This is a genomic window from Constantimarinum furrinae (assembly GCF_014295415.1).
Taxonomy (GTDB): Bacteria; Bacteroidota; Bacteroidia; order Flavobacteriales; family Flavobacteriaceae; genus Constantimarinum; species Constantimarinum furrinae.
The window spans coordinates 590,676-607,181 of the sequence record NZ_CP052909.1 but is presented as its reverse complement, the minus strand read 5'-3'; the positions used below and the strand labels follow the sequence as shown (position 1 = coordinate 607,181).

Sequence of the window (16,506 nt, the reverse complement as noted above, 5' to 3'; positions counted from 1 at the left end):
AATGTTTAGTCGTCGCCAGAAACACATATTACTTAAATCGTTTTCTTTGGTATCCATTGTGCGTGGCTATAACATTCTAATTATTATCCTCGCACAATACCTTACTTCTGTGTATATACTTGCCCCCGAACTTCCCGTAAGAAAGGTCATTTTTGATGTGAATTTACTTATGTTGGTTTTGGCGTCTGCTTCGGCCATTGCAGCAGGATATATTATAAATAGCTTCTATGATAGTGAAAAGGACCTGATAAACAGACCCCGAAAAACCATGTTGGACAAACTGGTGAGTCAGCGTACCAAATTAAGCACCTATTTTGTGCTTAACTTTCTTTCGGTCTTCTTTGCGAGTTATGTCTCTTTTAGGGCAGTGGCTTTTTTCAGCATTTACATTTTTGCGATCTGGTTCTATTCCCATAAGCTTAAAAAGTATCCCTTTGTAGGTAACATTACTGCGGCAATTTTAGCCGTAGTTCCTTTTTTTGCCGTGTTTATTTATTACCGGAATTTTGATCTGGTGATCTTTGTACACGCAACCTTTTTGTTTCTGCTTATAGCGATGCGCGAACTTGTAAAGGATCTGGAAAACCTGAAGGGAGATCTTGTTCAGAATTATAAGACGATCCCGGTAATTTACGGTACGCAAACTGCCAAGATAATGCTCACGATCTTAAGCGTTCTAACCCTTGTTCCTACTATGTTGCTCATTTTTAAATTTGAAATAGGGTATATGTATTTGTTTTTCTTCGGAAGCATACTCGCGCTAATGGTCTTTGTAGGTATCTTGTGGATGTCGAAACGAAAACTACATTATCTTATACTTCACAACATATTGAAGTTTGTTATTGTAATTGGTGTTTTCAGTATTGTCTTGATCGATATTAACCTATTATTAAACCGATTGTTTTAAAAGGTAAAATTCAGCATTCAATTTAATGATAGCGAGCCCCAATAATCTTTTAACTTTCAACGAACTGCTTTCAACTTCTTCACGTATCTTTGCATCCCAATAATTTGTAAAAAGGGAAGTATCAGTAAATAGTAAATTAAAATGAGCAGACAAGATAAAAGCGGGAAAGGAAAAGCTTCTGGTCGCGGTGGTGATACCAAACGCAAACCAAGCAGTGCAAGAGGGAATGCTCCTTTCAAAAAAGAAAACACCAACAAACAAGCCGGTAGGCAAAATAAAGGCGGAACTACTTCAAAAAAACAGAGTGGAATCCGTCTCAATAAATATATTTCCAACAGTGGAATCTGCTCCCGTAGAGAGGCCGATACCTATATCGCAACCGGTCTGGTAACGGTAAATGGTAAAATAGTGAACGAAATGGGATATCGGGTAGAACTTACCGATGATGTTCGTTTCGATGGGCGCCGTATTAATCCAGAACCCATGGCGTATGTGTTATTAAACAAACCCAAGGGATTTGCCACCACGACCAGTGAGTCTAAGGGACAAACAGTGATGGATCTTATCGCTAATGCTACTTCAGCGAGGGTTACGCCTATAGGAAGATTAGGGCGAAATGCCACTGGCTTGCTATTATTTACCAACGACGACAAATTGAAGGAGAAATTAAGTAAAAAAGGAATGGCGCGCTTGTTTCATGTAGAGTTGGATAAGAACTTAAAGGCTGCAGACCTGCAGCAGATAGCTGAAGGTCTTAAGATCGATGGGAAGGAAGTATTCGTTGAGGAAGTGAGTTATGTAGACAATGCTCCAAAGCGGGAGGTCGGTCTAAAAATTAAGCACATGGGGAACAGTGTGATACGTGATATTTTTAGTCATCTAGGCTATGATGTAGTAAAGATCGACTGTGTTACTATCGCTCATCTTACAAAAAAGGACCTTCCTCGAGGAAACTGGAAGATACTGAGCAAGCAAGAAGTTGAAATGTTCGGGATGCTGTAAAAAAGTATCTTAAAGATCAATTATATCAATTTTTTTGTTTTCTTTTGCGCCACTTTTAGCTGAACCATTGAATCGTGTTTTTACGTTCGGGTTTTTGAAGATCAGGAAGTCATATTCAAAAACATTTTGCAAGGCAAAAAACCGAAATTTAGAGCTAGCTTCCGCAGGACAATCCCACCTGTTGGTTGTTCCTTTCCGCAGATTGGCCTTCCGGCTCAATCCCATCCGTATTTGATATTTTTCAGAAAAAACTATATTCTTTCCTCAAAACCTGAGGTTTTTGTTATTTTTCAGAAATATTTAAATCAATTAAGGCTTCATGAATACCAAATATATTGATCTTATAAGTCAGACCTACGATTTCCCGCAAGAGGAATTCACACTAAATAATAGTTCCCTGAATTTTCACGGTATCGATCTAATGGAACTCGTAAATGAATACGGGGCACCCCTAAAATTTACCTACCTGCCTAAAATTTCAGAGAATATTCAACGTGCCAAAAACTGGTTTAACAACGCCATCGAAAAGCACAACTACAATGGCACTTATAACTACGCTTACTGTACAAAAAGCTCGCACTTTAAGCATGTTCTAACTGAAGCTCTAACAAACGATATTCATATTGAGACCTCTTCTGCATTCGATATAAATATTGTAGAAAATTTAAAGAAACAAGGTAAGATCAGCGATAAGACCTATGTAATTTGTAATGGTTTTAAGAGGGAACAATACATTACCAATATTAGCAGATTGATCAATAACGGTCATAAGAACTGTGTACCTATTATAGACAATTACGAGGAGATCGGTTTGCTCACGGAAGGAATTAAAGGATCCTTTAGAGTGGGGATACGAATTGCTTCGGAAGAAGAGCCGAAATTCGAATTTTATACCTCCCGGCTCGGAATAGGTTACAAGAATATAGTTCCCTTCTATGAGAAACAGATAAGGGATAATAAAAAAGTTGAACTTAAAATGCTTCACTTTTTTATTAATACCGGGATCCGAGATAATGCCTATTACTGGAATGAATTGCTCAAGTGTCTTACGGTTTATATTAAATTGAAAAAGATATGTCCAACACTGGACAGCCTTAACATCGGGGGAGGATTTCCAATAAAAAATTCACTCGCATTCGATTACGACTACGAATATATGATCGACGAGATCGTAAATCAGATAAAAGTTTCATGTGCCGAAGCCGATGTAGATGTGCCTAATATCTTTACAGAATTTGGCAGCTTCACTGTAGGAGAAAGCGGTGGTGCTATTTATGAAATTCTTTATCAGAAGCAGCAAAACGACAGAGAAAAATGGAATATGATCAATTCCTCTTTCATTACCACCTTGCCGGATACCTGGGCGATAAGTAAGCGATTTATAATGTTGGCAGTAAATCGTTGGAATGATGAATACGAAAGGGTATTGCTTGGCGGACTCACCTGCGACAGTGACGATTACTACAATAGTGAGCAACATATGAACGCTATTTACCTACCAAAATTCAAGAGAGAAAAACCGCTCTACATAGGCTTCTTTAATACGGGTGCCTATCAGGAAACAATAGGAGGATTCGGAGGATTGCAACATTGTTTAATTCCTTCCCCAAAACATATATTAATAGACAAAGACAAAGATGGCAACATCTCAACACAATTATTTTCACAACAACAAACAAGTGAGCAATTGCTCGATATTTTAGGTTATGCAAACTAAAACGTATGGAGGCATCCCGCAGGAATATGCGGCGCTGGAAAAAAGTAAGATCGTATTAATTCCTGTTCCTTATGATGGGACAAGTACCTGGCAGAAAGGAGCCGATAAGGGGCCGGAGGCATTTTTAAACGCCTCCGAAAATATGGAACTTTACGATATAGAGACTCAAACTGAAGTATACAAACAGGGGATACATTTAACAGATCCAATCACCGAAGACAGCTCGCCCGAAGCGGTGGTTAAAGCAGTTCATAAAGCGACTAAGGAATACATCCTTCGGAATAAATTTGTTACTGTTTTTGGTGGAGAACACAGCATTTCAATAGGGACCATCCGGGCTTTTAATGAGTGTTTCGACGATCTTTCAGTGCTGCATATAGATGCACATGCCGACTTGCGAAAAGAGTATGAGGGATCTTCCTGTAACCATGCATGCGCGGTATACGAAGCGAGTCAGACAACCAATCTCATTCAGGTGGGGATACGGAGCATGGATGCATCCGAACTTACAGTAATGGACGAAGAAAAAACGTTCTTTGCTCACGACATGGCAAATGACGACTACTGGGTGGATAATGTAATAGAGGCACTTGGTGAAAACGTTTTCATTACCTTCGATCTCGATGCCCTGGATCCTTCCATCATGCCCTCTACCGGAACCCCGGAACCGGGTGGATTGTTCTATTATGAAACACTTGATTTCTTAAAGCAGGTTTTTGCCGAACGCAATGTGGTAGGTTTCGATATAGTGGAACTTTGTCCAAATAAAATAGACAAATCATCCGATTTTCTCGCTGCAAAATTGTATTATAAGATGTTGAGTTATAAGTTTTCTGAAACCGATGAAGAGTCGGAGTATGAAAGCAATTTTAACGAAGACAAGAAAGGAATTTCAAAATTTAATCAGGACAACGATGAGTACTAAAGGCGCTGTTTCTCAGTTCATTTCAAAATATTATCTGCATTTTAATGCGGCCGCTCTGGTGGATGCTGCAAAGGGTTATGAAGCCCAGTTAGAACAAGGCTCAAAAATGCTGGTTTCACTGGCCGGAGCAATGAGTACTGCCGAATTAGGGAAAATATTTGCCGAAATGATTAGACAGGATAAAGTGCATATTATTTCATGTACCGGTGCCAATCTGGAAGAAGATATAATGAACTTGGTGGCCCATTCCCATTACAAACGAGTTCCCAATTATCGGGACCTAACACCACAGGAAGAATGGGATTTATTGGAAAAAGGACTCAACCGTGTTACCGATACCTGTATTCCCGAGGAGGAAGCATTCAGAAGGCTACAGGAACATATCTATAAAATATGGAAAGATGCCGAAGCTGCCGGAGAGCGCTATCTTCCGCATGAATATATGTACAAAATGTTACTGAGTGGGGTTTTGGAAGAGTACTACGAAATAGACCTGAAGGATTCATGGATGTATGCCGCTGCTGAGAAGAATTTACCGATCATCGTTCCGGGATGGGAAGATAGCACCATGGGGAATATTTTTGCCAGCTATGTGCTAAAAGGCGATCTGAAAGCATCAACCATGAAAAGTGGAATTGAATATATGACATTTCTTGCCGATTGGTATACCGACAATTCTAAAAATGGTATCGGTTTCTTTCAAATAGGCGGCGGAATTGCAGGAGATTTCCCAATCTGTGTGGTTCCCATGTTGTATCAGGATATGGAAAGAACAGATACACCCTTCTGGAGTTACTTTTGCCAGATTAGTGATTCTACCACCAGCTATGGAAGCTATTCGGGAGCAGTGCCCAATGAAAAGATCACTTGGGGGAAGCTTGATATCAATACCCCTAAATATATTATTGAAAGTGATGCGACCATCGTGGCGCCACTAATTTTTGCCTATTTGCTGGACATGTAAACCATGGATGTTACAAAGATTGAAAATATTGAGCTTAAGTTTTTAACGATAGAAGACTACGAAGCCTTAAAACAGGCAACCTTGCAATCTTATGGCTCCGGCTTAGACTTATATTGGAAACGGGATCAGATCGAACGGCTCATTACGTTGTTCCCCGAAGGACAGGTAGTAATCAAAATAGATGGTGAAATTGCCGGCTGCGCTTTATCTATCGTAGTGGATTATACCAAAATTGACGAAGAACATACCTATGCCGATATAATTACCGACTGTACCTTTGAAAATCACAGTATCGAAGGCGATGTGTTGTACGGGATCGATGTTTTTATCACGCCAAATTTCCGCGGCCTCCGACTCGGCAGACGTCTTTACGATTATCGAAAGGAACTTTGTGAAAGTCTTAATCTGAAGGGAATCGTATTTGGAGGAAGAATGCCCAATTATCATAAATATCAGGATCAATTTACTCCCAAAGAATATATCGAAAAGGTAAAAAGGAAAGAAATTAAGGATCCTGTTTTGAATTTTCAGATATCCAATGATTTTCACCCTATCCGTGTTTTAAAAGGATATTTAAGAGGGGATACAGCCTCAGGGGAATACGCGGTCTTGATGGAATGGGACAATATTTATTATACCAAACCCACTAAAAAGCCAAGTGCGATCAAAACTGTGGTTCGTCTTGGACTTATTCAATGGCAGATGAGACCTTACAATAGTTTCCAGGATTTGATGCAGCAGGTGGAATATTTTATTGATAGCGTTTCTGCTTATCGATGCGACTTTGCGGTATTTCCCGAATTTTTCAATGCTCCGCTCATGGCCGAGCACAATAAGTTGTCTGAGGCCGAAGCCATTAGAGAATTGGCGAAACACACCGAAGAGATCAAAAATCGCTTGTCTGAATTTTCAATCTCATATAACATCAACATCATTTCGGGAAGTATGCCCGAATTGGTAGGGGAAAACCTCTACAATGTTGGCTACTTATGTCGTCGGGACGGAAGTGTGGAACGCTATGAAAAGATCCATGTTACTCCCGATGAAGCAAAGGTCTGGGGCATGCAAAAAGGGTCTTCACTGAAAACGTATGAAACCGATTCTGGAAAAATTGGAATTCTTATTTGTTATGATTCCGAATTCCCCGAATTATCAAGACTGCTTGCCGATGAGGGAATGGATATATTATTTATTCCATTTTTAACCGACACTCAAAACGGTTATTCCAGAGTGCGTTTGTGTGCACAGGCAAGAGCCATAGAAAATGAATGTTATGTAGCGATTGCCGGTAGTGTGGGGAATTTACCCAATGTGGAGAATATGGACATCCAATACGCTCAATCTGCTGTATTCACGCCTTGTGACTTTTCGTTTCCAAGCAACGGGATCAAGGCCGAAGCAACCACCAATACCGAAATGATATTAGTGGCCGATGTCGACCTCAGTCTGCTTAGAGAACTCCATTCCTTTGGAGCTGTAAAGAATTTAAAAGACAGAAGAAAGGATTTTTACGATGTAATTCGTGTAAATGCTAAAGAAAGTAACTAACAGGACACCCTCCAAAAAGCTTAAAAAATAATACAGGCATCTTTTTAGAATGCAGTATCGGATATTGAAATATTTCGTAATTTAATACTGTTAAACTTTTGCAATATGGAAAACAGATTTCATATTTCGCTACCCTGTATGCACATAGAAGCTACCGAGAAGTTTTATACCCAAATTCTGGGAGCAGCCAAAGGGAGAAGTGCTAAAAACTGGGTGGATATCAATCTTTTTGACCATCAGCTAACCTTTACTAAATCGGGGAAATTTAAATTCGATTATCCCAGTTATACGTTCGAGAATACCGTTCTTCCTTCTTTTCACTTCGGAATATTACTACCCGATAGCACCTGGAATACATTGTATAAGAAAATGCATGCTGAGAACTTTCTGTACATCGATAAAACATCGTTCCTTACAGGCTCTAAAGGGGCTCATAAGTCGTTCTTCTTACGCGACCCCAATGGGTATATCATCGAGTTTAAGTGTTTTAAGGATGCTGGGGCTGTATTTGAAGTGTAGGCTTTTTAAAAAAGATCTCCCAGCCGGCGTATCCCAAAACGACAGCGTATTCTATGGCAATTAGCAACATATTTTCTTCAAAAGCGTCGTTCCCATAAGCCGAATAGCTCAAAACGATTAAAATACTCCAGAGTAGCGGGAATCGATATCGCGTAACTATACAGAGTAGTAATGGCGTCGCGATATACCAGGGATGGACGGTTGTCGATAATAAAAAATACAGCGAAACAGACAATACCATTGCGGTAAAAAGATTTACTGCCGAATGGTTTCTTCGGAAGAAGGCCATTGCCAAAACTCCTGCAAACACGATGGCAGACAGTATCATTCCTGTGGTTTCTATAATATTCCATCCTACAACCTTAAAGGCGATCCATCGAATCACGTAATGAATACTGGCATTGAATTCGAAATTCTGAAACCATAAACTAAGCGTCGCTCCAAAATTAGAGATCAATTCCGAAGAAATAAACGGTAGAAATGTAAGTGCCACAGTAAGTACACAGACTACATAAAATCCTATCAACTTCATGAGACCTGTCTTCGTCTGATACTTCTTTATAAACCATTGGAAAAACAAAGGTAGAAACAGAAAGGGGATCAGTTTTACCGAAATGGAAAGCCCTAAAAGTACCGCTGCCCATAGCCATTTCGACTTCAGTAGCAGATACATCGACCCAATGAAAAAGAATAACATCACGCCTTCAAAATGGAGGTTTCCGGTAAGTTCGATGATGATAAAAGGGTTTAAAAAATACCAGAAGATGCGATGTCCATCAACTTTAAGATGCTGAAGGATCTTCCTTCCGAAGTATAAAATACCAATATCTGCGGCAATCAATATCAGCCGAATTACAATTACCTGCCCCAATATACTTTTGCCCGCAAATAAAGCCGAAAGTGCGAATAGTGATTGATTTACGGGTGGATAACTACTAAAGTGCACGGTGCTAAGCTTCCCCATGCCGTTGAAAAGCTGTTCGGCTTGAGCAATGAGTCCCGGAGCGTGTTCCATGATCATTTCCGGGGACATGGCATACGGACTTACCCCTTTCAGAATTAAACGTCCGTCCCAAAGAAAACGAAAATAATCTTGCGATAGATTGGGCAATGCCCCTATAAAAAGGAATCGGCAAAAAATTCCGAAACCAGCCAAAAGCCAGAAATTACCTTTGTTGGTTTGGATAATTTTCCAGCTTAAATAAAACAGAGCCGCATAAATTGAGAACAATTTGATGTGGTCGCTGCGTTCCAGATCATAACCAAAACTGAGATAAAATAAAACACAGGCGAGCATCAGAAGAAAAGCAATGCGATGTGTTTTTATGTACTCCAGCATTTTTAGGTCATAGAATATGGTTTGTTGGACATATTAGTCCTGCCACTCGGCGATGAAGAGATTGGTATCCCGACCCCCTCCGTTGTTTCGGTTAGATGAGAAGATCAACGATTTTCCATCATTCGAGAATACTGGAAAAGCATCAAATGTTTCGCTGTGAGTAACACGCTCCAGATTCTTCCCATCGATATCTATCATGTAAAGATTGAAAGGAAATCCGCGTTCTGCTTCAAAGTTACTAGAAAACAGGATCTTCTTTCCACTTGGGTGAAAGAAAGGGCTCCAGTTGGCATTTCCGAGATTAGTGATCTGTTTCAGGTCACTTCCGTCGGCATTACAAATATAAAGCTCCATTTCGGTGGGTTGTACCAGACCCTGAGCTAACAGATCTTTGTATTCTTTGATTTCGGCTTCGGTCCTGGGTCGCGATGATCTAAAGATCAACTTCGAACCATCCGGAGAAAAGAAGGCCCCACCGTCATAGCCCAGTTCGTTGGTAATTTGTTTTACCTCTGTACCGTCGATATTCATGGTGTATAATTCCAGATCACCACTACGAGTTGAGGTAAATACTATTTTGTCGCCCTTGGGAGAAACTGTGGCTTCGGCATCATAACCGGGCTCTGTGGTTAGCTGAGCAGTGATGTTTCCCTGAAGATCGCTAACGAATATATCGAAAGAGTCATAAACCGGCCAGACGTATTTTCCGTTCTTTCTAAGCGGTACTTCGGGACAATTTTCATCGGCCAGATGGGTCGATGCATATACAAAATGTTTATTATCGGGTAGAAAATAGGCACAGGTGGTTCGGCCTTTTCCTGTACTCACCATGGGTGGTTGAGATTTTTTAAAGGTCTCACCAACATTCATCAGGAACATTTGATCACACTCCAGACCCCATTCTGAATTGTTGGACTGGAAGACGATCTGTTTGTCGTCGAAACTCCAGTATGCTTCGGCATTATCACCTCCAAAAGTGATTTGCTTTATAGATTTGAAATGCTTCTCTTCCGGGTAGATCAGGCTATCGCTAGTCCCGCTATTAAATTCTGAAGTATTTTCGGTAGTATTTACATGTGTCTCTTTGTCTGTTTCTGAATTATTTTTACATGAAATTAACAGGCACAGAAGGGCAATTAACAGTGTATTTTTCATTTTAAGCGTTACTTTTGTGCAAAAGTAATAATATGCGGGCATTTTTTATACTATTTTTTATTTGCTTTCTAATTTCCTGTAAACCGGAAACAAAACCTGTAGTGTCTATGCAGGAGGATGTTACGTTTTTAGCCGATGATGCTTTAAAAGGCAGGCAAACCGGAACAGAGGGAGAACAGTTAGCTGCAGAATATATAGCGAAACGTTTTGAGGAACTGGGACTTGAGCCAAAGGGCGACAACCAAAGTTATTTTCAGGAATTTACATTTAGACCCAGCAGTAATCCACACGAACAGGCCGAGTTTGCCGATAGTGAAAATGATAGCACACAAACCGGAATAAACGTTGTGGGCTATTTAGATCATAATGCGGCATCTACTATAGTCATTGGTGCACATTACGATCACTTAGGACTGGGGGGAGAAGGATCGCTATATCGCGAGGGAGAAGCCATTCATAACGGGGCCGATGATAACGCGAGCGGCGTAGCAGTGATGTTGGACCTGGCCCGTAGACTTTCAGAAAATAAAAAAAATAATTATCTGTTTATCGGGTTTTCTGGTGAGGAAATGGGACTTTTAGGATCATCGTACTTCGTAAAAAACTCAACCATAGACTTAGAACAAATTAACTATATGATCAATATGGATATGGTGGGTAGGCTTAATACCGAAAGAACGGTTGCCGTTCACGGTGTGGGAACATCCCCGGTGTTTAAACAAACCTTGTTTGCCAGCAATACCTTCGATCTGAATATTGCCGAGCATGAAAGCGGGATCGGACCCAGCGATCATACTTCTTTTTATCTGGCCGATATCCCGGTACTACATTTCTTTACAGGGCAGCATAGTGATTATCACAAGCCCGGAGATGACGCCGACAAATTGAACTATGACGGGATGCAGATCATTTCAGATTATATCTATGGAGTCATCAATGAATTAAGCAATCAAGGCAAGCTGGCCTTTAGAAAAACAAAGAACGAAAGTGAAGTGGTCCCCGAATTTAAAGTGACTTTAGGAGTTGTTCCCGATTATCTATTTACCGGAAAAGGCATGCGTATTGATGGCGTTAGTGAAGACAAACCTGCCATTAAAGCCGGCCTGAAAAAAGGGGACATAGTAGTTAAAATGGGGGAATACGACGTGACCGATATGATGAGCTATATGAAAACACTTTCGAAATTTGAAAAAGGTGAAAAAACTATAGTAACGGTAAAAAGAGGGGAGCAGCCACTTGAAGTGGAAGTAGAATTCTAGAAATTTCTGGCGACAGAAAGTGTGATCCAGGTATGCAAGTCGGTAGTGGGAGCTTTACGCGATGAGTAATTGTAACCCAGTTTAAATTCCATTCTCCGTTTGCGATAAAAACCCTCAATTCCGTAAATAAAAACATTATTGATCGGATCCAATACAAATTCTGAATTATCTCCTACAATGATGCCTTCCAAAAGACCATCGTGCATTACATAACGATAGGCAAATTTTACTACAAAAAAGAATTCCGGTCTCACCTCCCCAAGCTGGCGATACGCCATGGTATTCATTATGTCATTGCGTTTTCCAAAATAGAATAGAGCCTGGTTTTGAATAAATATATCCTTGGTTCCCATCGCCAATCCCGATCTCCAGGCGGCATGCACACTAAATGGCTTAGGCAAGAACTTCCACTCTTTCGTGTAATTGGCGTAAAAATTGGCATGAACAGCGTCATCGATCTGTCCGATCCAGCTTGGATCCTTAGATTCGTTGGTAGAATGAAACCAACTTTGAAACCCTTCGGCCCCCGAAATTGCTCCGGATACACCCATTTGAAAAGTAAAATCGAGCAAATAATTGTTGTTCGAAAATGTAAGCTTGCTGGTTAATGCACTATAGCCGGCGTATGGCCTGTCGAAATCTTCAATGTCTTCAGACTCAACATTAGACGGAGTATAATATTCCTGAGACAGGGAAAATTCAATTTGTCTTTTATAGCGAACCTCCTCCAGTTCATTGAGGAGGATGCGATAACTAATAAAGGATCCGGTAGTATAGTACCAATCGGTAAACAACAGAAAATCATTGTCGTGCAGTAGCTCAACCTGTTTTTTGAAATAGGTTGGTTTTTCCTTTTTTTCATTCGTAGTCTGTGAATAAGCTTCAGAAATAAAAAACAGAAATAGTGATAATATAACGATCGCCTTTGGTTGGTTGATCATGCCCCAAAAATAGGAAAAGATATTCAAGGTGTATGGTTTAGCCATCAGGCTTTACTGGTAAGACTTTTAAAGAACACGAATCCAAATCCTAAAAAGAGCATTAGATGAAACGGGAAAAGACCAAAGTCACCCCCCTGATCACCCACAACAAATGCGCTGTACATTCCGAAGCCAAAATAAAGCATCAGTAACCCTTCAATGATCACATTGGCAGATACGTTCTTTGAAAGATATTTGTTCCCTTTCCAGCTTTCTTTTAAGGTGCTTATGTTGAATTTAGGCGTGCGAATAAATTCACTCTTTTTACCCATATGTCCCTCCAAAACAGCGATAGAATTATGGAGAGAAAACCCCATGGCTATCGAGAAAAAGGTAAAGAACATCATGGTGTACTTTAAAAATTTCCGGATACCGCCGCCGTAAATATTCTTGTAGGTAAACCAATAGCAAATAAAGAAGATAACTGTGCTAATAATGAAGAAACTCATTACGAAGAAATAGATCTTTAAATGCTCGTATTCGTTTTTAATATACAACATCGGGATACTTAAAATAGCCACGATCAAAATGTTGAGGAACATCGTACTGTTGAGCAAATGGAGTATCCCGTGAACTTTGGTCTTTAATGGAACATTGCCACTTTTTAACACCCTCCATGCCATTTTCTTGAAATTTTCGGCCCCTCCCTTATTCCATCGGAATTGTTGAGATCTCGCTGCACTAATAACTACGGGTAATTCGGCTGGTGTTTCCACCTCTTCCAGGTATTTAAACTTCCAATTCTTGAGCTGGGCACGATAACTAAGATCCAGATCCTCGGTTAGGGTGTCGCCTTCCCAGTTTCCTGCGTCAAGAATACATTCCTTTCTCCAAACTCCGGCCGTACCGTTAAAATTTATAAAATGTCCTTTGCTGTTCCTGCCCACCTGTTCCAGGGTAAAGTGTGCATCGAGTGCAAAAGCCTGAACACGGGTGAGTACCGAATAATTTCTGTTTAGATGACCCCAACGGGTTTGAACCACGCCAATTTCTGAATCTTTAAAATAAGGAATGGTTCGTTTTAGCCAGTTTTTCTTCGGAAGAAAATCTGCATCGAAAATGGCAATATATTCCCCTTTGGCGATCTTTAAGCCTTCTTTTAAAGCACCGGCCTTAAAATTTTTTCGATCTTTCCTGGTAATATGCTGAATATTGAGTCCCTGTGTTTGTAATTCAATTATTTGCTGTGCCGTGGTTTGGAACGATTCATCAGTGGAATCGTCTAACACCTGAATCTCAAGTTTATCCTTCGGATAATCCATTTCAGCAATATTATTGAGCAAGCGCTCCATCACGTACAACTCGTTATAAACCGGTAACTGTATGGTGATCATTGGGGTTTCTTCGGGATTGCTTAGATCAAAAAGCGCGCAATCCTTGTCGCAGTTTTTCCTGGCGCTCAAGTAATTGAATAGCAAGTTTAACTGTGCCAACGCATACAGAAAAATAAGTATGAGCGCTACAGAATAAATAAGGATGATAATAGTTTCTAAGATCATTTTTTTATGCTGTATTTAAAGATCCAGCCCAAAATTTTGACGCCTGCAAAGATAGCACCTTTTATCGTACCTGATACTTTGGATTTTCCAATCCGGTTTCGGTAGTGAACAGGCACCTCGGTGTAGTTGTATTTTCTTTTTAAGACCTTCAGCTGCATTTCAACGGTCCAGCCATAGGTTTTATCCTGCATGTTCAGTGCGATAAGTTTTTCAAACGTTATGGCTCTAAACGGACCGAGATCGGTGAATCGTGACCTAAAGAAAAGCCGCATCAAAGTGGTTGCAAGCCAATTGCCAAAGCGTTGTGGAAAGGTCATGGATCCCGGCTCCCGTAATTTTTTAACACGTGCCCCTATGACAAAATCACAATCAGTTTTCACAATGGGGTTAACAATTTTTGTAAGTTCTTCGGGGTAATCGCTAAAATCTCCGTCAAGAAAAACCACGATATCCGGAAGAATATCCAACTTTTTAATATAATCGATCCCCTTTAAACACGCATAACCATAACCTCGTCTAGGTTCATTTAGGACCGTTGCTCCTGCATTTGCAGCAACAACTGCCGTGTCATCGCCCGAGTTATTATTCACTACGATCACTTCATCCACACCATCCGGAATAGCAGCAATTACTTTCGCAATCGATGCTGCTTCGTCATAGGCGGGGATGATAACTTTAATTTGCTGATCCATAGATTTTAAGTGCAGCAAATTTCTGAAAAAAATTTACAACAATCGGTTAGACGTACAAAGGTTAAATTACTAACCAAGATCCACCTATTTGAGATAAATTAATTGCTGTTTACATGTTCCATGAGATCGACATCGTTACCGAGTAAAACTTCATTGCCTTCGATCCTTCCTTTCAACGGACCATTTTCCAATTTTAAGACACCCCGCGGACAAACCGCCGAGCAAATTCCACAGCCTACACAGCTGGATCGAACAATATTTTCACCTTTCTGAGCATAGGCGCGTACATCGATCCCCATTTCGCAATAGGTAGAGCAATTTCCGCAGGAGATACATTGTCCGCCATTTGTAGTGATTCTGAATCGGGAAAATAAACGCTGCTGAAATCCCAGGATCGCTGCCATGGGACATCCAAAGCGACACCAAACCCTACTTCCGAAGATGGGGTAAAAACCAACACCTATTACGCCACTAAACATGGCTCCAATAACAAAGCCGTAGGTTTTTCGAAGCTGGTAGGCATCAAAAAAGAACAGCTTTCCGGGGTTACTATAATAGGTAAACAATAAGATAGAGATCACCACGACAAAATAACCAATGGCGCCGTATTTGGCATCCTTTGCCAGTTGCTCTCTCCTAAATATCATTACCCATGCAAAAACAATAGTGAGGAGACCTATAACGAACCAAATAAAGAATTCCTTAGAGATCCATAAATTGTCATACACCGAAACATCCTTTTTATCATCGACCGTGATATATTTTTCATTGGCACCCTCAAGCAGCAATGTACCACCATATCCCGCTTTAATTCGCTGCAAAGCCACTTCGTTTTCAGTTTCTGAAATGATATAGAAAGGAATGTTGATATCTTCAGTATTGGTAACCGCTGGGATGTCCGATTGCGGATTCTTATTGATAAAATAAACCGAGTTCGCTTTGGCCTTTTCAGCAGCCTTAATACGTTCACCTAGCGGCTTTCCTTCAGTAGCACTTAGTAAAACAACCTTATCTTCCAGTCCGCTCCATTCTGAAATAGCATCCGATTCGTTTCCGCGTAAATAGGAAAACACGACAGCGGTCGTCATGACCGTAACAAAAACCACCACACTGTGAACAACCCAACGCTCAATTTTCCATGCACCCTGACTCTTATCACTTAGATGCCTGAAGGGGTCACCCGCAGTTTCTGCGAGTCCGCCACAGCCACAAACCCAGCTGCAATACCAGCGTTTACCGTACTTGTAAGTTAGAATTGGGGTGATAACAAAAATAGATAGTACACCAAAAATAAGCATGATCAATCCCACGTCGCCTGCACTTATAAATTCGTCGATCTTATAATCGGCAAACAGGTCATAATTGAGGGGCCAAATATTTTTAAAATCGTAATACGGCAGGTTAAAACGCACCAGCATTTCAGGGATCATAAAAGCAAAAGACAACTGAAAAAACATTACCGAGATGGTTCTAATGATCTCATATCGGTTGTGACGGTATTTAAGAATGAATTTTATTCCGAAGGAAAGAATAGCGAGTGTGTAAAGCGTGCCGTATACAAACCATTGGCTTGCAGAATTGCCACTTATAAATTTACTCAAAGGATCGAACAGAGCAATAACGCCCTTATTCTCGCCATCGGTTACTAAACCTAAATATTGAGGAAACCAATAGAGGACGACATAGAATAGGGTCATAGTGATCCCAAGTATCCAGGCCCAGAATCCTCTGGAGGATAGGGATTTAAAATACACTCCATCGTTCTTAATCCCAGGATGTTTGTGGGCATAGGCTGCGATCCCAAACCAGATCGTTCCGGCTCCCATCGAACAAAGCGCTACGGTAAGCCACAGGGTATTGTTTGGAAGGTCGACATTGAAAAGCGCTATAAGAAGTATAACAAGTCCTGTTAAACCAATTACAGTGGCAATTTTCTGTTGGGTATTAATGGTCTTTGGAGGTTCTCCTGTTAGCGACATATTTCGTTGAAACGTACTCAT

14 protein-coding genes are annotated in these 16,506 nt (G+C 40.5%); 8 read left to right on the top strand and 6 right to left on the bottom strand.

Features of this window, described 5'->3' with window-relative positions; all coding sequences use genetic code 11:
- Position 1 precedes the first annotated feature (1 nt).
- From ALE3EI_RS02845 to ALE3EI_RS02815, 7 genes are all read left to right on the top strand, one after another.
- Positions 2-907, top strand: a complete 906-nt coding sequence (locus ALE3EI_RS02845) for a geranylgeranylglycerol-phosphate geranylgeranyltransferase (protein ID WP_186990643.1) — start codon at positions 2-4, stop codon at positions 905-907.
- A gap of 141 nt (positions 908-1,048) precedes the next feature.
- On the top strand, positions 1,049-1,909 hold the full coding sequence (locus tag ALE3EI_RS02840; RefSeq protein ID WP_186990641.1) for a pseudouridine synthase: 861 nt from the start codon (positions 1,049-1,051) through the stop codon (positions 1,907-1,909).
- A gap of 319 nt (positions 1,910-2,228) precedes the next feature.
- Positions 2,229-3,626 (top strand): type III PLP-dependent enzyme domain-containing protein, encoded by a 1,398-nt coding sequence (locus ALE3EI_RS02835; RefSeq protein WP_186990639.1) that lies wholly within the window; start codon positions 2,229-2,231, stop codon positions 3,624-3,626.
- Complete coding sequence (gene speB, locus ALE3EI_RS02830) at positions 3,616-4,551, top strand: agmatinase (RefSeq protein ID WP_186990637.1); 936 nt, start codon at positions 3,616-3,618, stop codon at positions 4,549-4,551. Before ALE3EI_RS02835 ends, speB begins: the two co-directional genes overlap by 11 nt.
- On the top strand, positions 4,541-5,515 hold the full coding sequence (locus tag ALE3EI_RS02825) for a deoxyhypusine synthase family protein (protein WP_186990635.1): 975 nt from the start codon (positions 4,541-4,543) through the stop codon (positions 5,513-5,515). Before speB ends, ALE3EI_RS02825 begins: the two co-directional genes overlap by 11 nt.
- A gap of 3 nt (positions 5,516-5,518) precedes the next feature.
- Entirely contained in the window at positions 5,519-7,063 is a 1,545-nt protein-coding gene (locus ALE3EI_RS02820) for a carbon-nitrogen hydrolase family protein (protein ID WP_186990633.1), read from the top strand.
- A gap of 105 nt (positions 7,064-7,168) precedes the next feature.
- On the top strand, positions 7,169-7,582 hold the full coding sequence (locus ALE3EI_RS02815; protein ID WP_186990631.1) for a VOC family protein: 414 nt from the start codon (positions 7,169-7,171) through the stop codon (positions 7,580-7,582).
- Here ALE3EI_RS02815 and ALE3EI_RS02810 read toward each other — a convergent pair.
- Together ALE3EI_RS02810 and ALE3EI_RS02805 are read right to left on the bottom strand one after the other, a co-directional pair.
- Positions 7,551-8,921: a glycosyltransferase family 87 protein gene (locus ALE3EI_RS02810; RefSeq protein WP_186990629.1), complete on the bottom strand. Its 1,371-nt coding sequence runs from the start codon at positions 8,919-8,921 to the stop codon at positions 7,551-7,553. The genes ALE3EI_RS02815 and ALE3EI_RS02810 overlap by 32 nt on opposite strands.
- A 33-nt stretch (positions 8,922-8,954) precedes the next feature.
- On the bottom strand, positions 8,955-10,076 hold the full coding sequence (locus ALE3EI_RS02805) for a TolB family protein (RefSeq protein WP_186990627.1): 1,122 nt from the start codon (positions 10,074-10,076) through the stop codon (positions 8,955-8,957).
- Between the two features lie 32 nt (positions 10,077-10,108).
- Here ALE3EI_RS02805 and ALE3EI_RS02800 point away from each other — a divergent pair, with 32 nt between their 5' ends.
- A complete protein-coding gene (locus tag ALE3EI_RS02800) occupies positions 10,109-11,335 on the top strand; it encodes a M20/M25/M40 family metallo-hydrolase (RefSeq protein WP_186990625.1) in 1,227 nt (408 codons plus the stop codon).
- Here ALE3EI_RS02800 and ALE3EI_RS02795 read toward each other — a convergent pair.
- The 4 genes from ALE3EI_RS02795 to ALE3EI_RS02780 all read right to left on the bottom strand — a co-directional run bounded on the left by ALE3EI_RS02795 (position 11,332) and on the right by ALE3EI_RS02780 (position 16,506).
- The gene (locus ALE3EI_RS02795) at positions 11,332-12,321 is read right to left on the bottom strand and encodes a lipid A-modifier LpxR family protein (RefSeq protein ID WP_186990623.1); all 990 of its coding nucleotides are present in this window, start codon (positions 12,319-12,321) and stop codon (positions 11,332-11,334) included. The two genes, ALE3EI_RS02800 and ALE3EI_RS02795, sit on opposite strands and share 4 nt — an antisense overlap.
- Complete coding sequence (locus ALE3EI_RS02790; RefSeq protein ID WP_186990621.1) at positions 12,321-13,814, bottom strand: cellulose synthase family protein; 1,494 nt, start codon at positions 13,812-13,814, stop codon at positions 12,321-12,323. The genes ALE3EI_RS02795 and ALE3EI_RS02790 overlap by 1 nt, the downstream gene beginning before the upstream one ends.
- A complete protein-coding gene (locus ALE3EI_RS02785) occupies positions 13,811-14,506 on the bottom strand; it encodes a glycosyltransferase family 2 protein (protein ID WP_186990619.1) in 696 nt (231 codons plus the stop codon). Before ALE3EI_RS02785 ends, ALE3EI_RS02790 begins: the two co-directional genes overlap by 4 nt.
- A 98-nt stretch (positions 14,507-14,604) precedes the next feature.
- Positions 14,605-16,506 (bottom strand): 4Fe-4S binding protein, encoded by a 1,902-nt coding sequence (locus ALE3EI_RS02780; RefSeq protein ID WP_186990617.1) that lies wholly within the window; start codon positions 16,504-16,506, stop codon positions 14,605-14,607.